At 69.7% G+C, this 17,804-nt stretch carries 15 protein-coding genes; 6 read left to right on the top strand and 9 right to left on the bottom strand.

The window, feature by feature from the left end; all coding sequences use genetic code 11:
• Positions 1 to 122 precede the first annotated feature (122 nt).
• Entirely contained in the window at positions 123 to 536 is a 414-nt protein-coding gene (locus tag OO69_RS47315) for an ATP-binding protein (RefSeq protein WP_033287242.1), read from the bottom strand.
• A gap of 230 nt (positions 537 to 766) precedes the next feature.
• Here OO69_RS47315 and OO69_RS47310 point away from each other — a divergent pair, with 230 nt between their 5' ends.
• From OO69_RS47310 to OO69_RS47295, 4 genes are all read left to right on the top strand, one after another.
• Positions 767 to 1,597: a helix-turn-helix domain-containing protein gene (locus OO69_RS47310; RefSeq protein ID WP_033287241.1), complete on the top strand. Its 831-nt coding sequence runs from the start codon at positions 767 to 769 to the stop codon at positions 1,595 to 1,597.
• Between the two features lie 8 nt (positions 1,598 to 1,605).
• Positions 1,606 to 1,791 (top strand): DUF397 domain-containing protein, encoded by a 186-nt coding sequence (locus OO69_RS47305; protein WP_033287240.1) that lies wholly within the window; start codon positions 1,606 to 1,608, stop codon positions 1,789 to 1,791.
• Between the two features lie 39 nt (positions 1,792 to 1,830).
• The gene (locus tag OO69_RS47300; protein WP_033287239.1) at positions 1,831 to 4,095 is read left to right on the top strand and encodes an ATP-dependent RecD-like DNA helicase; all 2,265 of its coding nucleotides are present in this window, start codon (positions 1,831 to 1,833) and stop codon (positions 4,093 to 4,095) included.
• A gap of 243 nt (positions 4,096 to 4,338) precedes the next feature.
• The gene (locus tag OO69_RS47295) at positions 4,339 to 5,628 is read left to right on the top strand and encodes a citrate synthase (RefSeq protein WP_033287238.1); all 1,290 of its coding nucleotides are present in this window, start codon (positions 4,339 to 4,341) and stop codon (positions 5,626 to 5,628) included.
• Between the two features lie 871 nt (positions 5,629 to 6,499).
• Here the strand turns inward: OO69_RS47295 and OO69_RS47290 are convergent.
• From OO69_RS47290 to OO69_RS47275, 4 genes are all read right to left on the bottom strand, one after another.
• Entirely contained in the window at positions 6,500 to 8,764 is a 2,265-nt protein-coding gene (locus tag OO69_RS47290) for a heavy metal translocating P-type ATPase (protein ID WP_033287237.1), read from the bottom strand.
• Positions 8,765 to 8,874: 110 nt separating this feature from the next.
• The gene (locus OO69_RS47285) at positions 8,875 to 9,114 is read right to left on the bottom strand and encodes a heavy-metal-associated domain-containing protein (RefSeq protein ID WP_033287243.1); all 240 of its coding nucleotides are present in this window, start codon (positions 9,112 to 9,114) and stop codon (positions 8,875 to 8,877) included.
• A 72-nt stretch (positions 9,115 to 9,186) separates the two neighbouring features.
• Positions 9,187 to 10,137 carry a PrsW family intramembrane metalloprotease gene (locus OO69_RS47280; protein ID WP_033287236.1) on the bottom strand — a complete coding sequence of 317 codons (951 nt, stop codon included), beginning with the start codon at positions 10,135 to 10,137 and terminating at the stop codon, positions 9,187 to 9,189.
• A gap of 197 nt (positions 10,138 to 10,334) precedes the next feature.
• A complete protein-coding gene (locus tag OO69_RS47275; protein WP_033287235.1) occupies positions 10,335 to 10,970 on the bottom strand; it encodes a TetR/AcrR family transcriptional regulator in 636 nt (211 codons plus the stop codon).
• 169 nt (positions 10,971 to 11,139) lie between these two features.
• On the opposite strand from OO69_RS47275, the gene OO69_RS47270 reads away from it, so the two are divergent.
• Positions 11,140 to 13,401, top strand: coding sequence for an MMPL family transporter (locus tag OO69_RS47270; protein ID WP_033287234.1), 2,262 nt, complete (start codon positions 11,140 to 11,142; stop codon positions 13,399 to 13,401).
• A complete protein-coding gene (locus OO69_RS47265) occupies positions 13,370 to 14,413 on the top strand; it encodes a zinc-dependent alcohol dehydrogenase family protein (protein WP_033287233.1) in 1,044 nt (347 codons plus the stop codon). Before OO69_RS47270 ends, OO69_RS47265 begins: the two co-directional genes overlap by 32 nt.
• Here the strand turns inward: OO69_RS47265 and OO69_RS47260 are convergent.
• From OO69_RS47260 to OO69_RS47245, 4 genes are all read right to left on the bottom strand, one after another.
• Positions 14,394 to 14,978, bottom strand: coding sequence for a GNAT family N-acetyltransferase (locus tag OO69_RS47260; protein WP_033287232.1), 585 nt, complete (start codon positions 14,976 to 14,978; stop codon positions 14,394 to 14,396). The two genes, OO69_RS47265 and OO69_RS47260, sit on opposite strands and share 20 nt — an antisense overlap.
• A gap of 59 nt (positions 14,979 to 15,037) precedes the next feature.
• Positions 15,038 to 16,324, bottom strand: a complete 1,287-nt coding sequence (locus OO69_RS47255) for a salicylate synthase (protein ID WP_033287231.1) — start codon at positions 16,322 to 16,324, stop codon at positions 15,038 to 15,040.
• Positions 16,321 to 17,127, bottom strand: coding sequence for a class I SAM-dependent methyltransferase (locus tag OO69_RS47250; protein WP_033287230.1), 807 nt, complete (start codon positions 17,125 to 17,127; stop codon positions 16,321 to 16,323). The genes OO69_RS47255 and OO69_RS47250 overlap by 4 nt, the downstream gene beginning before the upstream one ends.
• 211 nt (positions 17,128 to 17,338) lie before the next feature.
• Positions 17,339 to 17,539 (bottom strand): helix-turn-helix transcriptional regulator, encoded by a 201-nt coding sequence (locus OO69_RS47245; RefSeq protein ID WP_019065707.1) that lies wholly within the window; start codon positions 17,537 to 17,539, stop codon positions 17,339 to 17,341.
• Positions 17,540 to 17,804 lie beyond the last annotated feature (265 nt).

Below are 17,804 nucleotides of genomic sequence, written 5' to 3'. Positions count from 1 at the left end.
CTTCTGCAGGGAGGGGGACCCTCCCTGCAGAAGTGTGTCACTTTCGGCGGGAGTGTCACACTTCTGCGGGTCACCTCCCCTGCGGCTGGGCGCCCCGCACGTCACTCAACGTCGAAGCCCCCTCAAGCCGCAGCGAGCTCACACCACACGAGCTTCCCCCGCCTGCCGTTCCGGGACAGCGGCTGCCAGCCCCACTGATCGGCGCAGGCCCGAACGAGCGCGAGACCACGACCGTCTTCCGAGTCGCCGAGTTCCTCCAACGCCCGTGGCGGCTCCGGCGGTTCGGGGTCGGCGTCCCAGGCCCCGAGCCGCAGCACCCCCGCCGCCCAGCCCACCCGCAGGGCGGCGGACCCTTCTGTGTGCCGTACGGCGTTGGCGACCAACTCCGTCGCGAGGAGCTCGGCGGTGTCGGCCAGCCGGATCAGACCGTGCACGGTGAGGATCAGGCGCAGGGTGCGGCGACTCACGGTGACGGCACGCAGGTCGTTCGGGATGTAGAGGCGGTACTCCCAGGGCACGGGCGAGTTTTCGGGCATGCGTCAACTCCGGTTCGGTGATGTGGGGTTGGAGATTGCCGACGGTGGCTCTGCCGCAGCCGTCATGGCATGACGGGGCGGTGCGCTTCCGGGATCCGGCATTTCCGCAGAGTGTGCGTCGCATCACTGACGGTAGATATAAATATAGAGATTCAGCAAGTGGTTCGCGTAGTCTGACCCCGAACGAGGAGCGCCCGCAGGCGCGTTGAACCGAGGAGCGGTCGAGAGCTTTGAGGCGCGAACCAACAGCCCGCCAACTCCGTCTGGCAACTGAACTGCGCAGGCTCCGCGAAGCGGCAGACCTCAACTCCCGTGCGGCGGCTGCGCTGCTCGGAGTGAGCCCGGCTCAGATCACCCACATCGAGTCCGCTCTCGCGGGAGTGAGCGAGCCGCGGCTCCGGCGCCTCGCATCCCACTACGCGTGCACGGATACGGAGTTCGTCGATGCTCTGGTCGCGATGGCCACCGACCGGACACGAGGCTGGTGGGAGGAGTACCGAGGTCTGCTGCCCACGTCGTTCCTGGATCTCGCCGAGTTGGAGCATCATGCCGTGTTCTTGCGCGACGTAGCGATCCTGTACGTTCCGGGCCGACTCCAGACGGAGGACTACGCCCGCGCCGTTTTCGGGTCCAGGCTGCCCGAACTCACCTATGAAGAGCTTGACTTGCGTGTCTCTCACCGCACGGCACGCCAGCAGACCGTCATCCCGCACGAGGTCGTCATTCACGAGGCGGCGCTGCGTTTCAGGGTCAGCGACCGCGCCACCGCAAAGGCGCAACTCCGTCGGCTGCTTGAGCTCTCCGAAGCGGATCACGTCACCCTGCGTGTCGTGCCCTTTGACCTGGACGGCTTCGCCAAAGCCTCAAGCACGATGACGTATGCGGGCGGCCCGCTGCCGAAGCTGGACACCGTGGTCCGTGATGCGCCCCACGGCTCGGTCTTCATCGATTCCGAGGCTCAGCTCAATACCTACCGAACAAGCTTCCGTAGAGTGGAGGCCGCGTCGCTCGAACCCGAACGGTCACGCGAATTCATCCACAAGCTGGAGAAAGAGCTGTGAGGCAACGCATGGACAACTGGCGGAAGTCGTCCTACTCCGGCGAGGGTGACGGCAACAGTTGCGTGGAGATCGCGAACACCCCCACCCACGTAGCCGTCCGCGACACGAAAACCCCCTCCAGGGCCACCCTCACCTTCCCGGCCCCTGCTTTCACCACCTTCATCGAAGCCCTGAAGCCGCACCCCCACCCCTGACCCCACCCCACTGTCACACCCGCCCGGTACCGTCGACCCATGTCCAACCAGGCGGCAAAACCGGGGACCCCCACAGGCGAGCGGCACCTCGCCGTCCTCGAAGGCGTCCTGGAGCGGATCACCTACGCCAACGAGGACAACGGCTACACGGTCGCCCGCGTAGACACCGGCCGGGGCGGCGGAGACCTCCTCACCGTCGTAGGCGCACTGCTCGGCGCACAGGCCGGCGAATCCCTCCGCATGGAGGGCCGTTGGGGCTCGCACCCCCAGTACGGCAAGCAGTTCACCGTCGAGAACTACACGACCCTCCTCCCCGCCACGATCCAGGGCATCCGCCGCTACCTCGGCTCAGGCCTCGTCAAGGGCATCGGCCCGGTCTTCGCCGACCGCATCACCCAGCACTTCGGCCTGGACACCCTCCAGATCATCGAGGACGAGCCCAAGCGCCTCATCGAGGTCCCGGGGCTCGGCCCCAAACGCACCAAGAAGATCACCGACGCCTGGGAGGAACAGAAGGCGATCAAGGAGGTCATGCTCTTCCTCCAGACCGTCGAGGTGTCCACGTCGATCGCGGTGCGCATCTACAAGAAGTACGGCGACGCGTCGATCTCGATAGTGAAGAACCAGCCGTACCGCCTCGCCTCCGACGTCTGGGGCATCGGTTTCCTCACCGCCGACAAGATCGCCCAGTCCGTCGGCATCCCGCATGACAGCCCGGAGCGCGTCAAGGCAGGCCTCCAGTACGCCCTTTCGCAGGCCACCGACCAGGGCAACTGCTACCTCCCCGAAGAGCGCCTGATCGCCGACGCCGTCAAGCTCCTCCAGGTCGACACCGGCCTCGTCATCGAGTGCCTGGCCGAACTCGCCCTCCCCGACGAGGAGTCCGGCGACCCCGGGGTCGTACGCGAAAAGGTTCCCGGACCCGACGGCAGCCCCGACCCCGTCACCGCCGTCTACCTGGTCCCCTTCCACCGCGCCGAACTCTCCCTGGCCGCCCAGCTCCGCCGCCTCCTCCACACCGACGCGGACCGCATGCCCGGCTTCCACGACGTGGCCTGGGACAAGGCGCTGGCATGGCTGAAGGGGAAAACAGGCGTGGAACTCGCGCCCGAACAAGAGGCCGCCGTCAAGCTCGCGTTGACCAAGAAAGTCGCCGTCCTCACCGGCGGCCCCGGCTGCGGCAAATCCTTCACGGTCCGCTCCATCGTCGAACTGGCCCGCGCCAAGAAGGCCAAGGTCGTCCTCGCCGCCCCCACCGGCCGCGCGGCCAAACGCCTCGCCGAACTCACCGGCGCCGAGGCCTCAACTGTCCACCGCCTCCTGGAACTCAAGCCCGGCGGCGACGCGGCGTACGACAAGGACCGCCCCCTGGACGCCGACCTGGTGGTCGTCGACGAGGCCTCCATGCTCGACCTGCTCCTCGCCAACAAGCTCGTCAAAGCAGTGCCCCCAGGAGCCCACATCCTCTTCGTCGGAGACGTGGACCAGCTCCCCAGCGTCGGCGCCGGCGAGGTGCTGCGCGACCTGCTGGCCGACGGCGGCCCGATCCCCGCCGTACGCCTCACGCGCGTGTTCCGCCAGGCCCAGCAGTCCGGCGTCATCGCCAACGCGCACCGGATCAACTCCGGGCAGCACCCCGTCACCGACGGCATGAAGGACTTCTTCCTCTTCGTCGAGGACGACACGGAGGAGGCCGGCCGGCTCACCGTGGACGTGGCGGCGCGGCGGATTCCGGCCAAGTTCGGGCTCGACCCGCGCCGGGACATCCAGGTGCTCGCGCCCATGCACAGGGGCCCGGCGGGCGCGGGCAACCTCAACGGCCTGCTGCAGCAGGCGATCACGCCCGGCCGTCCCGACGTCGCCGAGAAGCGGTTCGGCGGCCGGGTCTTCCGCGTCGGCGACAAGGTCACCCAGATCCGCAACAACTACGAGAAGGGCGAGAACGGCGTCTTCAACGGCACGGTAGGCGTCGTCACCTCACTCGACCCGGTGGACCAGCGCCTCACGGTGCTGACGGACGAGGATGAGGAAGTGCCGTACGAATTCGACGAACTGGACGAGCTGTCGCACGCGTACGCGGTGACGATCCACCGCTCCCAGGGCAGCGAATATCCGGCCGTCGTGATCCCGGTCACCACGAGCGCGTGGACCATGCTCCAGCGGAACCTGCTGTATACGGCCGTGACCCGGGCCAAACAGCTGGTCGTCCTCGTAGGTTCACGCAAGGCGATCGGCCAGGCGGTCCGCACGGTGTCGGCGGGCAGGCGCTGCACGGCCCTGGACTTCAGACTCTCGGGCCCGTGAGCGCAGGTGTTCGGGCGTACGGCCGGACTCATCACAAAAAATGATCGATCAAATGAGTCAGGAAGGTCACACAGCACTTCCAGATGCCGGGGTGGAGGGGGCAGGATGAGCAGGTTGGCGGCACTGAGTGCCGCCAATAGGCCCAATGGTCGACCCCGAGTGCACTCTCCTGCGCCAAATGGGGGATGGTAGAGACAGTCAGGGCAACCTCGAAGAAGAGGCACAACGTCGGTGAGGGATGACGTGAGCGACAACTCTGTAGTACTGCGGTACGGCGACGGCGAGTACACCTATCCGGTGATCGACAGCACCGTCGGCGACAAGGGCTTCGACATCGGGAAGCTCCGCGCCCAGACCGGTCTGGTGACGCTGGACAGCGGCTATGGGAACACCGCCGCCTATAAATCCGCCATCACCTACCTCGACGGTGAGCAGGGCATCCTCCGGTACCGCGGCTACCCGATCGAGCAGCTGGCCGAGCGCTCCACGTTCGTGGAGGTCGCCTACCTGCTCATCAACGGCGAGCTGCCGACCGTCGACGAGCTCACCGTGTTCAAGAACGACATCACGCAGCACACCCTGCTGCACGAGGACGTCAAGAACTTCTACAAGGGCTTCCCGCGCGACGCCCACCCGATGGCGATGCTGTCGTCGGTCGTCTCGGCGCTGTCCACCTTCTACCAGGACAGCCACAACCCGTTCGACGAGAAGCAGCGCAACCTCTCCACGATCCGGCTGCTCGCCAAGCTCCCGACGATCGCGGCGTACGCGTACAAGAAGTCGATCGGCCACCCGTTCGTCTACCCGCGCAACGACCTCGGCTACGTCGAGAACTTCCTGCGCATGACCTTCTCGGTCCCGGCGCAGGAGTACGACCTCGACCCGGTCGTCGTCTCCGCGCTCGACAAGCTGCTGATCCTGCACGCGGACCACGAGCAGAACTGCTCCACGTCCACGGTCCGCCTGGTCGGTTCCTCGCAGGCCAACATGTTCGCGTCGATCTCGGCCGGCATCAACGCGCTGTGGGGCCCGCTGCACGGCGGCGCCAACCAGTCCGTCCTGGAGATGCTGGAAGGCATCCAGGCCAACGGCGGCGATGTCGACTCCTTCATCCGCAAGGTGAAGAACAAGGAGGACGGCGTCCGCCTGATGGGCTTCGGCCACCGGGTGTACAAGTCCTTCGACCCGCGCGCGAAGATCATCAAGGCGGCGGCGCACGACGTCCTCTCGGCCCTCGGCAAGTCCGACGAGCTGCTGGACATCGCGCTGAAGCTCGAGGAGCACGCGCTCTCCGACGACTACTTCGTCTCGCGCAACCTCTACCCGAACGTCGACTTCTACACCGGCCTGATCTACCGGGCCATGGGCTTCCCGACCGAGATGTTCACGGTCCTGTTCGCCCTCGGCCGCCTCCCGGGCTGGATCGCCCAGTGGCACGAGATGATCAAGGAGCCGGGTTCTCGTATCGGGCGCCCGCGTCAGATCTACACCGGTGTCGTCGAGCGGGACTTCGTCCCGGTCGAGGGTCGCTGAAGCACTGCGCCAAGCGCTCAGCCGGGTCCGTTGTTTGCCGCGGGCCCGGTGGGGGCTGGTCGCGCAGTTCCCCGCGCCCCTGAAAGCGGCAGTGGCCGGCGTCCCAAAGGAAACTCCGGACCACGACAAGACCGCGCCCCTTCAACTCCCTCGCCTGACGCGGCGAGTGAGCCGAAGGGGCGCGTCGTTGTCGAGAGGCCGAGCGCGCGGAGGTCCGCAGGGTCGAGCACGGTCGGCCTCTCGACAACGACTTTGGCGCCCCGGAGGCGAACCGAGCCTTAAAAAGGGGTGGGAAGAAGGCGCCCTGCCGACGGTCCCCCCACGGGCCGGCGTACAGGGCGCCTTCCCATGTCCCGGTGCGGATTCCCCCCACGGGATCCGGCCGGGCGTCTTTGAGAACCAGCGCCTGAATCGCTGTACTGCGTACTGCCGAAGCCCGATGAAGCCGAGCTTCGTTTGAGTAGAACGAGCAAAACTCCTCGTACTACTGGGTGGAGCCAGTGATGTGTGCGATCTGCCGGGACATCGCACGTCGGGAGGGCCGCTCAAAGCTCCCCGTTGCACGTGCCCCGGCAACGCATCTCTGAGGAAGTCCCCCAAGACATCCTCAGATGCCAGTTCGCGCCCCCCAAGACGCTTGCTGACATCGTCAACTTAGACCTTCGAACCCCTTCGATGGTTACGTTCACATCACTGTGATCTGCGTCTCTTGCATATGTCCGTTAGGTGCGCAAGAGCCCCGATGTCGTGGTCGGGGCCCCAGCGTAAGGATGATGCGCGAGCCTTGTGAAGAGCTTATGTGAGGCCGTCCTCGGTCTCTAGGGGGACTCTTACTTCAGCTTCCCGTAACTCCCGGTAACTTTGCGGAACTTCAGCGAAATGTCCTAAGTCGCAGGCTGTTGGAGACCACGAACACCGACGAGAAGGCCATCGCGGCCCCGGCGATCATGGGATTCAGCATCCCCGCGGCGGCCAGCGGAAGCGCCGCCACGTTGTATCCAAAAGCCCACACGAGATTGCCCTTGATGGTGCTGAGCGTCCGCCGGGACAGCCGGATCGCGTCCGCGGCCACCCGCAGGTCCCCGCGCACCAGCGTCAGATCGCTCGCCTCGATCGCCGCGTCCGTCCCGGTGCCCATCGCGAGCCCGAGATCGGCGGTGGCGAGCGCGGCGGCGTCGTTGACCCCGTCGCCCACCATGGCGACGCTCCGCCCCTCGCTCTGCAGCCGTCGTACGACAGCGACCTTGTCCTCGGGCAGCACCTCGGCGATGACGTCCCCGGGGGAGATCCCGACGGCGGCGGCCACGGATTCGGCCACCGCGCGGTTGTCGCCGGTCAGCAGCAGCGGGGTGAGTCCGAGGGCCCGTAGCTCCCGTACGGCCTCCGCGCTGGTCTCCTTCACCGCGTCGGCGACCGCGACGACTCCGCGCGCGGTTCCGTCCCAGCCGACCACCACGGCCGTACGTCCGCCGCTCTCGGCCTCGGACCTGGCGCGGGCCAACTCCTCCGGGAGATCGCCGTAGAGGCGTCCCACGGCCACCTCACGGCCCTCCACGCGGCCGCGGACGCCGCGTCCGGGCACGTTCTCGAAGTGCTCGGCGGACGGCAGCGGTCCGACCCGCTCCTCCGCGCCCGCGGCGACGGCCCGCGCGACGGGGTGCTCGGAGGCGTGCTCCAGGGCGCCCGCGAGCCGCAGCAGCTCCCGCTCGTCGGTGCCGTCGGCGACGTAGACCTCCTGGAGGGTCATGCGGCCGGTGGTGATCGTGCCCGTCTTGTCCAGTACGACCGTGTCGACGCGGCGGGTGGACTCCAGGACCTCGGGGCCCTTGATCAGGATGCCGAGCTGGGCGCCGCGGCCGGTGCCGACCATGAGGGCGGTCGGGGTGGCCAGGCCCAGCGCGCACGGGCAGGCGATGATCAGCACGGCGACGGCCGCGGTGAACGCGGCGGCCACATCGCCGGTGACCGCGAGCCACACCCCGAACGTGCCGACCGCGATCAGCAGCACCACCGGCACGAAGATCCCGGAGATCCGGTCCGCGAGCCGCTGCACCTCGGCCTTGCCGTTCTGCGCGTCCTCCACCAGCCGCGCCATCCGCGCGAGTTGGGTGTCCGACCCGACACGGCTCGCTTCTACGACGAGCCGCCCGCCGGCGTTCACGGTCGCGCCCGTGACCCTGTCACCCGGTGCCACGTCCACCGGCACCGACTCTCCGGTCAGCATCGACGCGTCGACCGCCGAGGCGCCCTCGACGACGGTGCCGTCGGTCGCGATCTTCTCCCCGGGCCGTACGACGAAACGGTCGCCGACCGCCAACTCGGCCACGGGCAGCCGTACTTCACGGCCGTCGCGCAGAACTGCCACGTCCTTGGCGCCCAGTTGCATGAGCGCGCGCAGGGCCGCGCCCGCACGGCGCTTGGAGCGGGCCTCCAGATAGCGGCCCAGCAGAATCAACGCGACGACTCCGGCGGCCACTTCGAGGTAGATCGTCGAGGCGCCGTCCGTACGCGAGACGGTGAGGCGGAACTCGTCGTGCATGCCGGCCATGCCCGCGTCGCCGAAGAACAGCGCCCACAGCGACCAGCCGAACGCGGCCAGCGTGCCGACCGAGACGAGGGTGTCCATGGTCGCGGCGCCGTGCCGCGCGTTGGTGAACGCGGCCTTGTGGAACGGGAGTCCGCCCCAGACGACGACGGGCGCGGCGAGCGTGAGCGCGAGCCACTGCCAGTTGTCGAACTGCAGGGCCGGGATCATCGAGAGCAGCACGACGGGTGCGGCGAGGAGGGCGGAGACGGTCAACCGCTCGCGCAGGGAGGCGAGTTCGGGATCGGCCTCACGCGTTTCTGTTTCGGGCTCCGGCGGGGCGGGTTCCTCGGCGGTGTACCCGGTCTTCACCACGGTCGCGATGAGGTCGGCGACCTGGATACCCGCCGGGTAGCTGACCTTCGCCTTCTCGGTCGCGTAGTTGACCGTGGCGCTGACGCCGTCCATGCGGTTGAGCTTCTTCTCGACGCGGGCCGCGCAGGAGGCGCAGGTCATCCCGCCGATGAGCAACTCGACCTCGGCGGCGGGGGGTTCGGGGGCCGCGGCTATGGGTGTCTCCGCGGTGGTGCCGATGGTGGTGGTACTGGTCATGTCCGGACTCCAGACATCGGACCGGACCGCGCGGAGCCAGTATCAGCTGGTCGGCACGGCCCGGTCGGAAAGCAGAATCGTCGTGCGGGTGTCGCTCGGGCTGATGCCGGTCAGGCCTGGCCGACGAGCTCGAAGCCCGCCTCGTCGACCGCCGCGCGGACGGTCTCGTCGTCGAGCGGGGCGGCGGAGACGACCGTGACCTCGCCGGTCGACGCGACGGCCTTCACCGAGGTGACGCCGGGCAGCTGGGAGATCTCGCCGGAGACGGAGCCCTCGCAGTGTCCGCAGCTCATCCCGCTCACCTTGTAGACGGTGGTGACGGAACCCTGGGTGTCGGTCTGGGCGGTCATGTCGTTCTCCTCGTGGAGGCGTGTGAGGTCGGAGTGGCCCACGGTGGCTCACTCTGTCCTCAGAGTATACCCCTAGGGGGTATTTCTCCAAGAGGGATCGCGCCGGGCCAGCGACCGCACCCAGGTGATGCCGTACAGGGCCACGAACACCATCCCGCCCACCGAGAACAGCGTGAACAGGTGCTCCTGTTGGTCGGTCGGACTCGGGATGTACCCCTGGGCGAACAGGTGCTTGTCGAGGCCCGTGCTCGACAGCCGGGCCACCAGCCAGATCGCGATGCCGTGCGTCGAGTCCCACAGGGCGTGCAGCAAAGAGACGCCGAGATACGTGCCGACGACCGGGGCGGTGAACCGGAAGCGCCCGTTCAGCTGCCGGTACGTGAGCAGGACGCCACCCGCGATCGCCGTCCACAGGCCGTGCCCGAAGGGGGCGAGGACCCCGCGCAGGATCTCGGTCTCCAGGAGTGCCCGCAGATCGATGCCCTTGGTGGAGACGGCCGCGTTGAAGGCGTACCCGGCGCTCTCCAGGGCGGCGAACCCGAAGCCGACCGTCGCGCCGAGCACCAGCCCGGCGCGCATCCCGTGCAGCCGGGGCTGCCGCCGCAGCACGAACATCAGTGCCCCGAGCTTCACGGCCTCCTCGATGAGGCCGACGCCGACGAACATCCACAGGGAGGGGTGCAACAGGTAGTACTCCATCACCGAGGCGCCCAGCACCCCGAGCGTGCCGCCGGTCAGGAAGCAGCCGAGGATCACGCTGACGCCCAGGTCGCGCCCGTGCCGCTCGTACGCCCACAGGACGAAGGTCACCGGCACCAGGAAGCTGCCGAGCAGGATCAGCGTCGGCAGGAGGGTGGTGTTCTTCGTCGCGTACGTGACCAGCGCGGTCAGCACCCACAGCGCCAGCCCGCCGCCCAGACAGTGCTTCCACAGTCCGGTACGGATCTGGGGGTACGTCGGCGGTGGCTGCTGCGGCCCGGGGATGCGGGCCCGGGGCGCACCGGGCGGCGGAGAGTAGGTCACGGCAAATCCCCTCGTACTTCTACAGGGCAGATTTACCGGCACTTTATGGTAGGTAAGCCGCATACCGCAGTCCGGGACGGCCGTCCTGGCCATGGCCGTCGGCGTACGGGTGATCGGCGGCCTCTACGGCGTGAGGTCGGGGGTGCGGGGTGGAGACGCGGGGCGGAGTCGTGGTGCGGGGGGTCGGGGTTCGTGCTTCAGGCCGTGCCCTGTGCCGCCGCGACCATCGGCGCCAGATAGCGGATCAGGACGTTCTTCAGCTCCCGGACGTAGGCCTCGCGCTCGGCGCCCTCGTGGGAGAGGACCAGTTCGAGGCCGGCCTTGTAGAGGCCCAGGCACATGCGGGCGGTGCGGGTGACGTCGGCGGCGGGGGCGTCGGGCAGGAACGCCGCGATCACCGTCTCTATCCCGGTGAGCAGGTTCGCGTGCAGCGCGTCGTGGTCCTCGGCGAGCCGGCCGGGGATGTCCGGGCCGTGCATCAGGGCGAAGAACACCGGGTGCCGGCAGTTGAAGGCGGTGAAGCGGTCGACCACCCCGCCGACCGCCTCCTCCAGCGGGGTCGACGGGTCGACCGGCGCGAGCGCCTCGCCGTACATGTCCCGCATCTCGTGCAGCAGCCGGTCGCCCAGCTCGATCGCGATCGCTTCCTTGTTCGGGAAGAACTGGTAGAGCGTGCCCGGTGAGACGCCGGCCTCGCGGGCGATGGCGTTGGTGCTGGACGCGGTGTAGCCCGTCGTGCAGAAGACGGAGGCGGCGGCCTCCAGCAGCTGGGCGATGCGGCGCTCGCCGCGGGCCTGGCGGCGGGGGCCGGCCTTCTCCTGGTCCACGGACACGAGTTATCCCCAGCTCTCCGAACGGCGTTGACAAACGCGAGTGGTCGCTCGCATTCTGGTGCTCCGGCGAAACGCGAGCGGTGTCTCGTGTTTCCCATTCTATTGCAGTGCCGACCCATGCCACCGCTCTGCGCGGAGGCCGGGTCAAGGTGAAGGGGAGCACCGCACGATGACCGAAGTCAACAGCCCACCGCGGCCCGGGGGATGGACGCGTTTCGTCACCGCCCGCCCCCGGTTGTCGCTGCTCGTGGCCCTGGTCCTCACCGCGCTCGCCGTGGTCGCGGGCAGCGGGGTCGCCGACCGGCTGGGCAGCGGCGGCTGGGAGGACCCGACCGCCCAGTCGACGTACGCGACCAAGGCGCTGGAGCGCGAGTTCCCGGCCTCGCAGCCCAACCTCCTGCTCCTCGTGGACTCGGGCAGCGCCTCGGTGGACGACCCCGCGGTCGCCGCCGAGGCCGACCGCCTCACCGCCCGGCTGGCGAGCGAGCAGGGCGTCATAGGCGTCGGCTCGTACTGGCGGACCAAGTCCCCCGCCCTGCGCGCGAAGGACGGTCACGAGGCGCTGATCGCCGCCCACCTGACGGGCGACGAGAAGGCGACGAACGACACCCTGGACCGCATCGCCCCCGCCCTCCGGGGCGCGCACGGCCCGGTGCACGTGAAGGTCGGCGGCATCGTCGCGGTCCGCCACGAGATGCAGACGATCATCAAGGAGGACCTGGCCCGCGCCGAGATGATCGCCCTGCCGGTGACCCTGCTCCTGCTGGTGATGGTCTTCGGCTCCGCGATCGCGGCCCTGCTGCCCCTGGGCATCGGCATCGTCGCGATCCTCGGGACGAACGCGGTGCTGCGCGGCCTCACGGAGTTCACCGACGTCTCGGTCTTCGCGATGAACCTGACGACAGCCTTGGGCCTCGGACTGGCCATCGACTACGCCCTGTTCATCGTCCGCCGCTTCCGCGAGGAACTGGCCACCGGCGCCGACCCGTTGACGGCCATCGCCACCACCCTGCGCACGGCCGGCCGCACGGTGCTGTTCTCCGCCCTCACGGTCGCGGTCTCCCTGGCCGCGATGCTGGTCTTCCCGATGTACTTCCTGCGCTCCTTCGCCTACGCGGGCATCGCCGTGGTCCTCCTGGCCGCGGCAGCCGCCCTGATCCTCCTCCCGGCAGCACTCCTGCTGCTCGGCCACCGGGTCAACTCCCTGGACCTACGGCGCCTGTTCCGCCGAGGCCGCCCGGCGAAGGTCTCCGGCGAGGAGGGCACGGGCTGGGCCCGCCTGGCGAACCTCGTGATGCGCAGGGCCCCCTTCTTCGCCCTCGCCACCGCAGCGGTGCTCGTCCTCCTCGGACTGCCCTTCCTGGGCGTCAAGTTCGGCACAGCGGACGACCGCCAACTCCCTGCGGGTGCCGAGTCCCACGTAGTGCAGCAGCACATCCGGGACGGCTTCCCGGGCAACCCCGGCGGCGGCCTCGAAGTGCTCGCCGAGGGCCGGGCGACACCGGCGCAGTACACCGCCTACAAGTCCCGGATCGCCCAACTCCCCGAGGTGGCACGGGTGGACGGCCCCCTGGTGAAGGGCGACTCGGCGTACTTCACGGTGCTGCCCAAGGGCGAGGCGGTCGACGCCGCGGCCCAGCGCCTGGTCGGCGACCTGCGCGCCACGGACGCCCCCTTCACCACCAAGGTGACCGGCACGGCGGCCGTCCTGGTCGACTCCAAGCACGCGATAGCCACCCGCCTGCCCTGGGCGGCCGCCCTCATCGCCGTCGTCACCCTGCTCCTGGTCTTCCTCCTGACCGGTAGCGTCCTGATCCCGATCCAGGCGGTCCTGCTGAACGCGCTCAGCCTCACGGCGATGTTCGGCGCGGTGGTCTGGGTCTTCCAGGACGGCCATCTCTCCGGCGCACTCGGCTTCACCAGCACCGGCTCGATAGAGACGACCCTGCCCGTCCTCATGTTCTGCGTGGCCTTCGGCCTCTCCATGGACTACGGCGTGTTCCTGCTCTCCCGCATCAAGGAGGAGTACGACCGCACGGGCGACCACAACGAGGCGGTCCGCCACGGCCTCCAGCGCACGGGCGGCCTGATAACCGCCGCCGCGGTCATCCTGGCGGTGGTGATGATCGCCATCGGCACCTCCCGGGTCACCAACACCAAGATGCTCGGCCTGGGCATCGCCCTGGCGGTCCTGATGGACGCGATGATCGTCCGCAGCCTGCTGGTCCCGGCGGTGATGAAGCTGACGGGCAGGGCGACGTGGTGGGCGCCGGGTCCGTTGCGACGCTTTCACCAACGGTTCGGTCTCAGCGAAGGGGGAGAGAACCCACCCAGGGGCGCGGGGAACTGCGCGACCAGCCACGACGTACCCGCAGACAACAACGGCGATGGGAGCCCAAATGAAAGCGGTGGTGTTCGAGCAATACGGTGACCCCGCCGAGGTACGAGACGTACCCGACCCCACTCCCGCACCCCACGGAGTGACCGTCCGGGTCGAAGCCACAGGCCTCTGCCGAAGCGACTGGCACGGCTGGCAGGGCCACGACCCGGACATCACGTTGCCCCACGTCCCGGGCCACGAACTCGCCGGCGTGGTCGAGGCAGTCGGCAACAGGGTGACGGCCTGGCACCCCGGCGACCGAGTCACCGTCCCGTTCGTGTGCGCCTGCGGAACCTGCCCCGCCTGCGCCGCCGGCGACCAGCAGATCTGCGAGCGCCAGACCCAGCCCGGCTTCACCCACTGGGGTTCCTTCGCCCAGTACGTCGCCCTGGACCACGCCGACGTGAACCTGGTCGCGATGCCGGACGAGATGACCTTCGCGACGGCGGCCTCCCTGGGCTGCCGGTTCGCGACGGCGTTCCGCGCGGTGGTGCAGCGGGGCCGGGTCGCGCCGGGGGAGTGGGTCGCGGTGCACGGCTGCGGGGGAGTGGGCCTGTCGGCGGTGATGATCGCGGCGGCCGCCGGAGCCAGGGTCGTCGCGGTGGACATCTCGCCCCAAGCACTCGCGCTGGCAAGGAAGTTCGGGGCGACGGAGTGCGTGGACGGCACGCACACCCCGGACACGGCACGGGCGGTACGCGAACTGACAGGCGGCGGCGCCCACGTGTCGCTGGACGCCCTGGGCTCCCCGGCGACCTGCGCGGCCTCGGTGAACGGCCTGCGCCGCCGGGGCCGCCACCTCCAGGTCGGCCTCCTGCCCTCGCCGTCGGGCACGACCCCCGTCCCCATGGCCCGCGCGATCGCCCTGGAACTCGAACTCCTCGGCAGCCACGGCATGGCGGCCCACACCTACCCGCCCATGCTGGAGCTGGTCCGGGCGGGAGTACTGCGCCCCGACCTCCTCGCCACCGCCACCATCACCCTGGACGAGACACCGGCCGCCCTCACCGCGATGGGCACGGCACCGGGAGCGGGGGTGACGGTCATCGAGCCGTGGAGGTGACTTCCTCGGGACGACCCCGATGCGCGTTCCACTCACGGTCGAGCAGCCCCATGACGACCTCGTCCACCCACTCCCCGTTCCGCGACCGGGCCTCACGCAGGACGCCTTCGACCACGAAGCCGACCTTCTCGTAGACCCGCCGGGCGCGGTGGTTGTGGCCGTAGACCTCCAACTGGATCCGGTGCAGGCCCAGTTGCTCGAAGCCGTAGCCCACGATGAGGCGGGTGGCCTCCGTGCCGATGCCCCGGTCGCGGCCCCGGGGGCCGAGGAGGGTGCGGAAGGTGCAACTGCGGGTGCCGTGATCCCAGTTGTGGAGGACGACCTCGCCGAGGAGTTCGCCGGTGGCCGGGTCCGTGACGGCGAGGTCGAGGCGGTCGGGGTGGGTGGCGCGGGACGCGTACAGGGGGCGCAGCCGTTCCAGGGTCAGTTCGGCCGGGGGCTCGAAGGTGAAGCGGATGATCTCCGGGTCCTGGATCAGCCGCCAGATGCCGTCGGCGTCGGCCTCGGCGACGGGGCGGAGGACGGTCTTCTCGCCCGTGAGGACGGGTTTGGCGGAGAGGTTCATCCCGGGATCCTCGGCGGCGGACCGGAGATCGGCAAGCGGATTGGCGACCGGACCGCCGGTCAGTGGTCCGGGGCCGGGACCAGGTGCTCGGCGATGCTGCGGAGTTTCTCGCAGGTCTCCTCGTGTTCGCGGGCCGGGTGCGACTGGCGGACGATGCCGGCGCCGGCCTGGAGCCAGCAGTGGTCGCCCTGGCGGAAGACGCTGCGCAGGACGAGCGCGGCGTCGAGTTCGCCGGAGACGTCGTAGGTGAGGACGGCGCCCGCGTACAGGCCCCGGGGGCGGCCCTCCAGCGCGCGGATGACGTCGTAGGCCGGGGTCTTGGGGATGCCGGTGGCGGTGACCGCGGGGAACAGGGCGGCGAAGGCCTGCCAGGGGGTGCGGTCGGCGCGGAGGCGGCCGACGACGGTGGAGGCGAGGTGCTGGACGGTGCCGCGTTCCTCGACGGTCATGTACGCGGTGGCGCAGGTGTCGTCGCAGACCAGGGCGAGGTCCTCCAGCGCCAGTTTCACGGAGATGGCGTGTTCGTGGACCTCCTTCGGGTCGCTCAGGAGGTCGGCGCGCAGCTGAGCGTCCTCGTCGGGCGAGCCGGTGCGGGCCCGGGTCCCGGCCAGCGGCCGGCTCACCACCCGCCGGTCGCCGGTGACTTCGGCGACGGTCTCCGGGCTGAAGCCGGCCGCGCTGATGCCGCCGAGGTTCAACAGGAAGGAGCGGGCAGGGGTGTTGGCCCGCCGCCCCACGACATAGGTGGCGGTCAGGTCCAGCGGTACCGGCACGGCGACCCGCCGCGACAGGATCACCTTCGCCAGCGGACCGGGCCCGCGCAGATCGTGCAGGGCGGTGGTGACGGCGTCGCGGTACCCGCCGGTGTCGTCCAGCGCCACGCCGACGCGCCCGACGGGTTCGGGCGGCCCGGGTTCAGCGGGCGCCCCGGCCTCGACCAGCCGTACCAGCGCGTCGAGTTGACCGGGGTCGACGGCACGCAGCAGCAGCCGCTCACCCCGGGCCCGCACCTCCACGGCCGGTACGACCAGGTGCAGCAGGGGCTCCCCGGGGTCCGTGCCGCTTCCGCGCACCCCGGCCAGCGCGGCCCCCAACTCGAAGGCGGCCCAGCCGTAGACGCGCCACCCGGTCACCGGCACGTCGGCGAGCCACTCCTCGACGGCGGCGAGATCCCGCGCGTCCGCCGTGAGGCGGAAGGTCGCGAGGGCGCCGCCGGCGTACGACCACTCCGGGCCGTTCTCGTACACGGTGTACTGGTCGTACGGGCCGCCGCGGGCGAGCCGGGCCATGAGGCCGAGGGGCTCCTCCGTCAACGGCAGGCGGATTTCCCGGTATTGGGCGGTCATCGCGGGCTCTCCTCTCCGGGACGCCGGCCGAGCGCGCTGATCAGGGGATAGGAGCTGACGACGAAGCGCGGGTCGTCCAGGAGGGCGAGGAAGGCGGCGACTTCGTCGGAGCCGACCCCCAACTCGGCCAGACCGTCCGCGACTTGCACGGTGTTGACGCGGTGCAGGCCGATCCCCTCGCCGCCGCCCTGCCAGGTCTCCGCGTAGGTGGTCGCCGTGACCTCGTCCAGTCCCGCCCGCAGCATCGCCCCCACCACCTGTCGGCCCCACCGGGGTTCGGCACCGGCCCGTTCCAACAGGGCCATCAGGGAGGCGTGCAGGCGCTCGAAGAGCAGTACGGCGTTGTCGTCGGGCGCGGCGAGCACGGGGATCCAGCCGCAGTCGAAGTCCTCCAGGACGAGCCAGCCGCCCGGGCGCAGGGCACCGGCCAGCAGCTCCAACACCCTTAGCCGTTCGGGGAGATGAAGCAGCACCAGCCGGGCGTGCACCAGGTCGAAACCGTCTCCGGGCAGCGGATCGTGGGTGATGTCGTGGCGCAGGACCCGTACGTTGGCCGCGGTCGGGCGGGACGCGGCGCGGGCCGGATCGATGTCCGTGACCGCCACCTCGCCGTCGGGGCCGACCCGTTCGCCCAGCCAGTTCCCCAACGAGCCGCCGCCACCGCCGACTTCGAGACACCTCCACCCCGGACCGACCCCGGTGCGCTCCAGTGCCGCTCTGGACGCGGTGTCGTAGCGGGCCTCGAGTACGGAGAAGCGTCCTGCCGTCTGGACGGCCGTGTTGTCGAACAGATAGCGGGACACGCGCACCTCTCGAGGTCGCAGAAGCACTGCTCGACAAAATGGTCACATCAGAAAAAGGCCGTATGCAGGGCGTGTTGGCGGACGGCGGAGTCGCGCGGACGCGAAGCGGATTGTCGGATGACTACGGCACGCGCTTTCCGTGTCGACGCCGGGCGCCGGGCGGCGGGTGCCCACGCTGCGACACGGGCACCCGGCCCCTCACCGGCTCGGGTCAGTCGTCCCTACGCCCCCGGTTGCCGGGCCGGGAGGCCACCCACGCCCGGACCGTGTCCGCGTACCAGTACGGCTTGCCGCTCTCCACGTGGTCGGGCGGGGGCAGCAGGCCGTGCTTGCGGTACGAGCGGACGGTGTCGGGCTGGACGCGGATGTGGGCCGCGATTTCCTTGTACGACCAGAGCCGTCGGTCGGTCATGAGTGCACCTCCCTGCGCGCGCCGCGGCGGCGGCCGGGGGCGGCCGTCGGGGGAGCCGTGCGCTGCGCTGGCGATCACAAGCCTGTGCCGGGTGAACGACACACGGTGATGGACGGGAAGCGCCTGTCGACCGGGTGTGACGCAAAACCCGCGTACACGCGATATGTGTGACACGAGGGGGGCTTTTGTGACACACGTGACGCAAAGGCGCACGCGGGCGCGGGGGCGCGGCGCGTTGACGTGGGGGGTGGGGGTGTGGTGGGGC

It is taken from the genome of Streptomyces sp. NRRL F-525, assembly GCF_000716605.1.
GTDB lineage: Bacteria > Actinomycetota > Actinomycetes > Streptomycetales > Streptomycetaceae > Streptomyces.
The sequence above is the reverse complement of the archived record's forward strand: the minus strand, read 5'-3'. Positions and strand labels throughout refer to the sequence as shown.